This is a genomic window from Pseudomonas sp. C8002 (assembly GCF_013385765.1).
Taxonomy (GTDB): Bacteria; Pseudomonadota; Gammaproteobacteria; order Pseudomonadales; family Pseudomonadaceae; genus Aquipseudomonas.
This window is the reverse complement of sequence record NZ_JACAPJ010000050.1, coordinates 12,136-20,846: the sequence shown is the minus strand read 5'-3', so window position 1 is coordinate 20,846 and position 8,711 is coordinate 12,136. Positions and strand designations below refer to the sequence as shown.

The window sequence follows — 8,711 nt, the reverse complement described above, 5'->3', positions numbered from 1 at the left end:
CAAGCCCGCTCCCACATTTAGAGGTGTGGCGTTTTTAAGTCAGCGCTTGGAGAGCTCCATGATCATCCGGCTCAGCAGATAAATCCGCGGCGCCACGCTCTCCACCTCGGCATATTCCTCCGGCGTATGGATATTGCCCCCGACAATCCCGAACCCGTCCAGGGTCGGCGTACCCACGCCAGCCGACAAGCTCGCATCCGCCGCCCCGCCGCTGCCCTCAATGGTCAGCTTGCGCCCCAGCTCGCCATAAATCCCCTGGGCAATCGCCACCAGCTTGTCCGACTCCGGCGTCTGCGGCATCGGCGGCAGGCCACGGTGCAAACTGGTGGTCACTTCAGTCTCGGGGATCAGCTTGTTGGCCGAGACCCGTGCCAGGTCTTTCTCGATCCGGTCAAACTCTTCCGGCAACGCCGCCCGTACATCCGCCTTGGCGGTGGCCTGGTCGGGGATCACGTTGACCCGGTCGCCGGAGTTGATCACGGTGAAGTTGATGGTGGTTTTCTTCTCGGCATCCCCCAGCTTGCCCAGTTGCAGAATCTGGTGCGCCGCTTCCATCGCCGCGTTGCGCCCCAATTCCGGGGCGACGCCGGCGTGGGCGGCCTTGCCCTTGACCTCGACCACGGCGGTGGCGCTGCCTTTGCGCCATACCACCAGGCCATCGGCCGGGCGACCTGGTTCCAGGTTGAGCGTCACGTCGTGGCCCTTGGCGGTGTTGCGGATCAGCTCGGACGCGCCGTCGGTGCCGGTTTCTTCGCTGGCGTCCAGCAGGAAGGTGATTTGTGCGTAGTCCTTGAAGCCCTGGTTTTTCAGGACTTTCAAGGCGTAGATGCCGGCGACGATGCCGCCCTTGTCATCCATTACGCCCGGGCCATAGGCGCGGCCGTCCTTGATGTGGAACGGCCGGGCAGCCGCCGAGCCTTCCTTGAACACAGTGTCCATGTGGGCCATCAGCAGGATCCTGGCCTTGCCGGTGCCCTTGAGGGTGGCGATGACATGGCTGTTATGAGCGGCGGCATCCGGCACCAGCTGGATGCTGAAACCCAGTTGCTTGAGCTCATCGACGGCGATGTCACGCACTTGGGTCAGGCCCGGCTCGTAGCCGGAGCCCGAATCGATATTCACCAGGCGCTCCAGCAGTTTCAAGGCGTCGGCCTTGTACTGCTCGGAATCGGCCTGGATCTGTTTGTGGGGTTCGGCGCTGAAGGCCGGCATGGCGAAAGACAGCGCCAGGGTGGCCGCCAGCAAGGTACGCGGGAAGTTGAAGAGCATGAACCGATCCTTGTTTTTGTTGGAAGGTAGCGCTCCACCCTACCTGACAAACACCGATTTGTTGATCCTCAGATCGACCTCAGCCAACTTCCCTGCACCGAACTGACCCGGTTGCGCCCGCTGCTCTTGGCCTCGTACAAGGCCTGGTCGGCATCGTTCAGCCAACTGGTGGCGTCGGCGTGTGCCGGCCGGTATGGCGCCAGGCCGATGCTCAGGCTGGCGCGCAAGGTCGGGTCCTGTGCGTAGGCCAGGGAGTTGAAGCGATCACGCAGGGCGTCCATCACCTCGGTGGCGCGGTTCAGGGGCATGTCCGGCAGGATCACGCAGAATTCGTCGCCACCGTAGCGCCCGGCCAGGTCAGTGGCCCGCAGGTTCTGGCGCAGCACTTTGCTCAATTGACGCAGCACGATATCGCCGGTGACATGGCCGTAGGTGTCGTTGATGGTCTTGAAGTGGTCGATGTCGATCAGCGCGATGGCGGCGCCCTGCTGGTCGCGGCGGCAGCGCTGGAACTCGATTTCCAGGTGGTCTTTCCAGGCGCCGTGGTTGAGCAGGCCCGACAGGCTGTCGGTGCGGCTCAGGGCCAGCAACTCGCGCTTGTGCCGGGCCAGGGTGATCGCTTGCCGGTAACAGATCCAGCCCAGCGCCAGGGGATACAGCATCAGGATCGGCAGGCAGGCGTAGAGCTGCACTTCACTGGTGAGGGCGGTCACCGCCGGAGTGAACACCAGCATCGAGGCGCCGATGCCCAGCGCCTGGGCCACCCAACCGGCGAGCATGAAGCGCGGGCCGCCGATGGCGACGTTGTTCATGGTCATCATCGACAAGGTGGTCACGCTGGGCAGCGGGTTGAACTGCATGGCGCCAACCCAGAACCCGCCGCAAAACGAGTCGAACAGCAGGTTGCGGTGTTCCGAGCGCAGGGAGTTTTTCGAGTGCCGCGACCATTGGTAGGCCACATGCGGCCAGATGAAGGCATTGGCGATCATCACTCCCCAGACCCAAGCGGATTTATCCAGCGGGTAGATGGCGGCGGCCACACAGACAAACCCGAGGGTCAATCCCAGGGTGCGCGACTTGTACAAGCGTGAAGCGAGCGAAAGTCCGTTTCCTCCTGCGGCTGGCATGTCTGGCTTGATCCTGGATGAATGCCCGAAGTCTATCAGGGCACCGGCAGATCGCCACTACCGCTCATAAGCTGACCTTCAGCTGGAAAAGCCCCGGGCCAACATCAGCGCCACCCCCAGCAGCAACACCGCCGTGGCCCGTTGCAGCAACACCCGGCGCTTGGGGTTTTCCAGCACGTGCTTGATGCGCTGGCCGAAGTAGCAATACAGGCAGCCGCTGGCAAATTGCAGCAGCAGGAAGGTCAGGCCGAGGATCGCGATGTCGGCGGCGGCGCTGCCCTGGCCGATGGCGGCGAACTGCGGGAATACCGCGCTGAACAGAATGATCGCCTTGGGATTCGACAACCCGGTCAGCAGACCTTTTCCGAACAGGCTGCGGGCATTTTCCGGGGTTGCATCGTTGGTCTTGATGGTCACTCCGCTGCTGGTCCATTGCTTGTAGGCCAGGTAAAGGATGTAGGCCACGCCTACCACCTGGATGATCCGGGTGATCAGCGGGTAATCCTTGATCAGCTCGGAAAAACCCACGGCAAAGATCAGGATCGACACCAGGTAGGAAACACTCGCCCCGAACTGCGCCGGCAGGGAGCGGCGCAGGCCGTCCTTCAGGCCGAGGCTGAGCAACAACAAGGTCATGGGCCCGGGGCTGAAGGCCAGGGTGGTGCACAGCAGCAGGAAATACAAAAACGAAGACAGCGTCAGCGCGGTGGCCATGGCGTGGAATTTCACAGCAGGAAAGAGGGCTTGCAGTCTAGGGCGCACGTGCCGCCACAGGCAGGTAAACTCTACGGATATACGCGCAGACTTTACCGGTGAAGTTGGCGGCAAACTTAAGGACAGTGTGATGCCCATTCCTGCGATTCACTTTCATGACCGAGCACCGAAGGTGCAGCAGATCGTCGATGCCCTGGCCCATGCGATCGAGCAAGGCGAATTGGCCGCTGGCAGCAAACTGCCTTCGGTGCGTGAGTTGGGAGCCTTGCTGGGCGTCGGAAAATTCACCATGAATGAAGCGCTGGATCGCCTGCGCGGGCGTCACCTCCTGACCTCCAGCCAGGGCCGCGGGCACTTTGTCGCCAGCAGCCTGGCACAGCCGTCGTCCAGCACCTGGGTCGACTTGCTGCCCCAGGACTTGCTCAGCGTACTGCGCCGCCCCCTGGCCATGGCCCAGGGCGACCTGCGCCCCGGCGGCGGCCATCTGCCGGAAGACTGGCTGGATTCCGAAGCCCTGCGCCAGGCCATGCGCAGCGCAGTCCGCGCCCCTACCCTGCGCATCGCCGGGCTGGGCACCCCGGCGGGCCTGCTGCCGTTGCGCCAGGCGCTGCAACAGAAACTGCACGGTGAAGGGTTGTCGGTGCCGGTGGAACAAATCATCACCACGCCCAACACGGTGCAAGGCCTGGACATGCTCATGCGCCTGCTGGCGCGGCCCGGGGACACGGTGCTGCTGGATGCACCGTGTTATTTCAACTTCCACGCGAACCTGGCGTTGCATGGGGTCAAGGTGGTGACGATCGCCCGGCGGCCTGATGGTTTTGATTTTTTCGCGCTGGAGCAGTTGCTGGCGCAGCACCGTCCCAGCCTGTACCTGACCACCAGCGTGTTGCATAACCCCACCGGGCATTCATTCAGCCCGAGCCAGGCATTTCGGTTGTTGCAACTGGCCCGGGAGTATCGCTGCCATATCGTTGAGGATGATCTTTACGGGGATTTGCACCCTAACCCGCCGCCGCGCCTGGCGACTTTGGCGGGATTGGAGCAGGTGACGTACCTGTCGGGGTTTTCGAAGGTGCTGACGGCGAACGCGCGGGTCAGTTATGTGGTGGCGGCGCCGCAATTGGCGGCGAATCTGACCAATATGAAGTTGATGAGCGGCGGCATAACGTCCGAGCTGTTCGAACAGATTGTGTATCGGCTGCTGAGTGAGGGTGGGTATGCCCGGCATCGCAAGCGCATGGTTCAGCGGCTGCTGGAGGCTGGGGGGCGGGTTGAGCAGTGGCTGCGGCGTTGTGGGTGTGAATTGCCGATGGGGTTTGAGGGGGGGATGTTCATCTGGGCGCGGTTGCCGGCGGGGGTAAATGGTGAGCGGCTGGCTGAAGCCGGGTTGAAACGCGGGATGGTGTTGGCGCCGGGGGCGTTGTTCGGGTATGAGCCGGGGTTGCGGGATTTCATGCGGTTTAATGTGGCGCATTGCGACGAAGGGCGGGTTCAGGCGCAGTTTGAAGGGTTGCTGGGGGCGCCAACCCGAAGAGTTGGCGCCGGGGTTACGGATCAGGCGGAGGGTTGATCACCGTTCACTGGAGATCACGCGCTGGCTGCAGATATGAGCCATGCTCACCGGGGTAGCGTCGCCACCCACGCCGACATCCGGGTACTCCTCGATGCGCAGGCGCCAGACGGCGAAGTTGTAGTTGGTCTCCCAGGTATTTTTGTAACCCGAGTCGTAGGACACATACCTGACAGTCGCCTCACCCGCGCAGTTGCCCAGGTTGACCGTACCGGATGCCGCGCCCGACACGCCGGTTACCGAACCGTAGTAAGGGATGTACACCGGCAGGTAGGTATTGCGGTTGACGTGCTTGTCGAGTTGCAGATACGGGGTCAGTCCCTGCAGGCGTTTACCGGTGCTGTCGGCCCAGGTCACGGCCCAGCTCAAGTCACGTGCCGCCTGGGTGGTCATGAACGGGTCGTAGTCATTGGCCGAAGCCGGGATCCGCACCACGTTGTCACCTTGCACACTGTGGCTCAACACCTCGGGTGTGGAGCCCAGCGACAGCTTGTAGCGCGCCGTAGCCTTCCAGGTTGCGGCCGGGTTAGGCCGCACCCGTACGTTCACCACGCCATTAACCGATGGCGTTGGCCAGGTGATTTTCGCCTTGGGGCTGATCGGGATCCATTTGACGCCGTCAAAATACTCGGAAATCCATTGGCCCCGATCGCTCTCGTTCACACCGTCGAAATAGGCACTGACCTTCTGCCCGCGCAGGGCCTTGAAGGAGAAGTAGTCTTCATCGGTCGCCGTGTCGGAGTTACCCGTGACGTAGTTCAGGGTATCCGGCAGTTGATAAGCCGTTTCGAAACTGTCGTTAGGCTCGAAATCGTCAATCGTCATGTTGATATCCACACCGAAACTGAACGGCGAACCGTCAGCCGAATTGGCATGCATGAACCAGTAGTAGTCGCCAGGTGGCAGTACGCCAGCCAACACCTCGTTGGCATTGCCCGGGTTATCCGACGTGCCGAGAGAAGTGATGTTGTTCTGGCCGTCGTCCTGGAACAGGGTCAGGGACATGTTGGTGGCAGCACTCTGCCCTACCAGCATCACTGTCGCCCGTGCCTTTTGGGGCACGTTGAAGTGGTAGCAGACGTCGTTGCCGGTTTGCACACCGTCCAGGTTATACATCTGGTTGATACCGAGGGTCTGGCACAGCGGCGTGAACGCCTGGGCCGCCACGGCCTGGGCATCCACCTTGGCGCTATCTGCCTGTACAGGCTCGGCGACCACAACCCCGCTCAAGGCCTTGGCAGCCTGCACCGGCTTTTTCAGCTGCTGCGAGGTTTTGATTTTGTCCAGGAAGGCAGCCGACGCCTTCTGCGCCGTGACGTTGCCGCCACTCTTGAGGGCTTGTTGCACGGCTTGCTGCAACGGTTGCGGCGTCAAGTGTGCAGGAGATTGTTCGGCCAGGGCGCAGGCCGAAACGAAGCAGGACGCCGCGATGGCGGCTCCGAGCATGAACGCTTTTTTCGATTTCATTTTTTATCCATCCATAGTTAAAAAATTGAAGCTCAGGTGATCGGCGACATCCGGTCACCTGGGATGGAATGTAGGACACAACTGTATGCATGTACAGTATTTTTATGGCGGCAGGATAGATGCGCCAATCCCGACTACGCTCATCCCCAACAAAAACAACACCGAGCTCCCCCAATGACTCACCCCACCGAGGCTTTCCGCACCACCTACCGCGCCAGCATCCACCCCTGCTACAACCCGTGGCTCCACGCTGGTTTCGTTTTCGGCTACGGCCTGCTCTGCATCAGCCTGTTCTGGTCAACCACCCAACAAATCCAACCCTTGGAATGGCTGACCATCCCCCTCACCCTGATCTTCTTCAACCTGTGTATCTATCTCGTCCACCGTCACCTGGGCCATCACAAACACTCCTTCGCCCGCCTGTTCTACGCCCGCCACACCGGCGACCACCACAGCTTCTTCACCCCCGATCACATGACCTACGACAGCCCTCGAGACTGGCGTGTCATCCTGTTCCCCGCCTGGCTCATCCTGTTCCACAGCCTGGTCATCACCCTCCCCGCCTGGTGGCTGCTCAAACACCTCAACCCCAACGTCGCCGGCCTGTTCGCCGGCTGCATGATCCTCGGCTACCTGCTCTACGAGTTTTTCCACGCCTGCGAACACCTGCCCCCCGACCACCCCGTGGCCCGCCTGCCGTGGATCCGCCAGATGCACCACCTGCACGCCCTGCATCACCGGCGCGAACTGATGCAGGGACGCAACTTCAACATCGTCCTGCCGCTGATGGACTACCTGTTCGGCACCCTGCATTGGGAACCGCCCACCACTGATCACCAGGAATCGTCATGAGTACCCGTCCAAGCAACGTTGGTCGTCTGGTCCTGCTGATCCTGACCGCCATCGTCGCCTTCCTGCTGCTGATGCCCACCAAAGTGCAACCGGTCAACTGGTCGCCGCCCAAGGCGCCATCCCTGAAGGACGGGCCCTACGCCGAAAACCAGCGCCTCAAGGACGTGAAAAGAACCGGCGCCCAGGACATCGCCGGGCCCGAAGCCTTGTTGCTGGATGGCAAAGGGTTCCTCATCACCGGCCTGCATGACGGGCGCATCATCCGCACGGCCCCCGAAAGCCACGTTCTCGAAGAGCTGACCAACACCCAGGGTCGCCCCCTGGGCCTGGCCCTGCATCCGGACGGGCGGTTGATCATTGCCGATGGGATCAAGGGCCTGCTCGCCCTCGACACCCAGCACAATCTCACCACCCTGGCCACCAGCGCCGCCGGCCTGCCGTTTGGCTTTGTCGATGACATCACCGTCGACGCCGCCGGGCGTTATGCGTACTTCAGCGATGCATCAAGCCGATGGGGTTATGGGGAAGACGGCGAGGCGGTGATCGAGCACGGCGGTGACGGCCGTTTGCTACGGTATGACTTCAGCACCGGCCACACCGAGGTATTGCTGGACCAGTTGCAATTCGCCAATGGCGTGGCCCTGGGGCCGAACGAAGACTATGTGCTGGTCAACGAAACCGGCGCCTATCGCATCAGCCGCTACTGGCTCAAGGGCGACAAGGCCGGCGTCCACGACCTGTTTATCGACAACCTGCCGGGCCTGCCGGACAACCTCAGCTTCAACGGCAAGGACCGGTTCTGGGTTGCCTTGTATTCACCGCGCAACCCGCTGCTCGACGGTTTTGCCGGCTACCCGCTGATGCGCAAGATCATGGTACGGGCACTGATGGTGGTGCCCAAGCCCATCGAGCGTAAGGCCTTTGTGCTCGGGCTGGACGTGAACGGCAAGGTCATCGCAAACCTGCAGGATGGCAGCAGCGGTAGCTACTCGCCCGTCACCACGGCACGTGAGTACGGTGACTGGTTGTATCTGGGTTCGCTTAAAAACACCGGTATGGCGCGCTTGCCACTCAAGGTGGCGTTGGCGCAATAACGAAAAAAAGCCCCTCGGCTATGGCTTGGACCAGACCTCCCAAATGATTGCCAGGACCATCAAAACCATTCCGCCGTAATAGGGCCATACTGCCCATCGCTTCAGGGCCACGGGGACGGACGTCAACTCTGCCTCAGTTACCTCGCCCTTTTTCAAATGGCGTTTTGGCATGGACAGCAGCTCGACGATCACAACCATTCGCATGGTTTTGTCGATCGGCAGATTCCTGCGCCAAAAACGCTTGGTGCGTTGAACGGCCTCGTTTTCGGTGAAATAGCTTTCCAACTCATCGAGTTTTCTGTACGCGACGAAGAGCAACAGTCCCAAGTTGATAAGCATCCATAAAAGCAACGTAACAGTGAGAAAATCATAATAAGACATGATCAAGCCCCATCAGGCTGATACATCAGGTCACCCATCATTTCTCCACCCCATTCACCGGCACGCCCAAACGTACTCCCGGCGGCATAACCTCCGGCAGCACCGCCGATGATCCCGCAGACCAGCGCACCCTGCCCTTTCACCGCAACCCCCATGACTATCCCGCATAAACGTCTCCCGAGCGCAGCCCCCAGAGTCCCTCCAATAGCGGCACCGCCCACCCCGCCCACCAAC

At 61.4% G+C, this 8,711-nt stretch carries 8 protein-coding genes and 1 pseudogene; 3 read left to right on the top strand and 6 right to left on the bottom strand.

Annotated elements, in window-relative coordinates; translation table 11 throughout:
- Positions 1–39: 39 nt before the first annotated feature.
- From HX814_RS30955 to HX814_RS30945, 3 genes are all read right to left on the bottom strand, one after another.
- Positions 40–1,269, bottom strand: a complete 1,230-nt coding sequence (locus HX814_RS30955; RefSeq protein WP_003210251.1) for a M20/M25/M40 family metallo-hydrolase — start codon at positions 1,267–1,269, stop codon at positions 40–42.
- Positions 1,270–1,337: 68 nt separating this feature from the next.
- Positions 1,338–2,396 (bottom strand): diguanylate cyclase, encoded by a 1,059-nt coding sequence (locus HX814_RS30950; protein ID WP_023658718.1) that lies wholly within the window; start codon positions 2,394–2,396, stop codon positions 1,338–1,340.
- 78 nt (positions 2,397–2,474) lie between these two features.
- On the bottom strand, positions 2,475–3,110 hold the full coding sequence (locus HX814_RS30945; RefSeq protein ID WP_003210255.1) for a LysE family translocator: 636 nt from the start codon (positions 3,108–3,110) through the stop codon (positions 2,475–2,477).
- 130 nt (positions 3,111–3,240) lie between these two features.
- Here HX814_RS30945 and HX814_RS30940 point away from each other — a divergent pair, with 130 nt between their 5' ends.
- Positions 3,241–4,683: a PLP-dependent aminotransferase family protein gene (locus HX814_RS30940; protein WP_177015449.1), complete on the top strand. Its 1,443-nt coding sequence runs from the start codon at positions 3,241–3,243 to the stop codon at positions 4,681–4,683.
- Here the strand turns inward: HX814_RS30940 and HX814_RS30935 are convergent, their stop codons facing one another.
- A complete protein-coding gene (locus HX814_RS30935) occupies positions 4,684–6,150 on the bottom strand; it encodes a hypothetical protein (protein ID WP_003210259.1) in 1,467 nt (488 codons plus the stop codon).
- Positions 6,151–6,324: 174 nt separating this feature from the next.
- Here HX814_RS30935 and HX814_RS30930 point away from each other — a divergent pair, with 174 nt between their 5' ends.
- Together HX814_RS30930 and HX814_RS30925 are read left to right on the top strand one after the other, a co-directional pair.
- Positions 6,325–7,002 carry a sterol desaturase family protein gene (locus HX814_RS30930; RefSeq protein ID WP_177009816.1) on the top strand — a complete coding sequence of 226 codons (678 nt, stop codon included), beginning with the start codon at positions 6,325–6,327 and terminating at the stop codon, positions 7,000–7,002.
- On the top strand, positions 6,999–8,096 hold the full coding sequence (locus tag HX814_RS30925) for an SMP-30/gluconolactonase/LRE family protein (protein ID WP_177009815.1): 1,098 nt from the start codon (positions 6,999–7,001) through the stop codon (positions 8,094–8,096). The genes HX814_RS30930 and HX814_RS30925 overlap by 4 nt, the downstream gene beginning before the upstream one ends.
- A gap of 18 nt (positions 8,097–8,114) precedes the next feature.
- Here HX814_RS30925 and HX814_RS30920 read toward each other — a convergent pair whose 3' ends face one another.
- Entirely contained in the window at positions 8,115–8,477 is a 363-nt protein-coding gene (locus tag HX814_RS30920) for a hypothetical protein (RefSeq protein ID WP_177009814.1), read from the bottom strand.
- 2 nt (positions 8,478–8,479) lie between these two features.
- Positions 8,480–8,711, bottom strand: a pseudogene (locus tag HX814_RS31615) (hypothetical protein); the annotation flags it as partial.

Excerpts from the sequence above, each read along its gene's own strand:
- HX814_RS30955 (WP_003210251.1), bottom strand. The coding sequence starts at position 1,269 with ATGCTCTTCAACTTCCCGCGTACCTTGCTGGCGGCCACCCTGGCGCTG.
- HX814_RS30950 (WP_023658718.1), bottom strand. The coding sequence starts at position 2,396 with ATGCCAGCCGCAGGAGGAAACGGACTTTCGCTCGCTTCACGCTTGTAC.
- HX814_RS30945 (WP_003210255.1), bottom strand. The coding sequence starts at position 3,110 with ATGGCCACCGCGCTGACGCTGTCTTCGTTTTTGTATTTCCTGCTGCTG.
- HX814_RS30940 (WP_177015449.1), top strand. The coding sequence starts at position 3,241 with ATGCCCATTCCTGCGATTCACTTTCATGACCGAGCACCGAAGGTGCAG.
- HX814_RS30935 (WP_003210259.1), bottom strand. The coding sequence starts at position 6,150 with ATGAAATCGAAAAAAGCGTTCATGCTCGGAGCCGCCATCGCGGCGTCC.
- HX814_RS30930 (WP_177009816.1), top strand. The coding sequence starts at position 6,325 with ATGACTCACCCCACCGAGGCTTTCCGCACCACCTACCGCGCCAGCATC.
- HX814_RS30925 (WP_177009815.1), top strand. The coding sequence starts at position 6,999 with ATGAGTACCCGTCCAAGCAACGTTGGTCGTCTGGTCCTGCTGATCCTG.
- HX814_RS30920 (WP_177009814.1), bottom strand. The coding sequence starts at position 8,477 with ATGTCTTATTATGATTTTCTCACTGTTACGTTGCTTTTATGGATGCTT.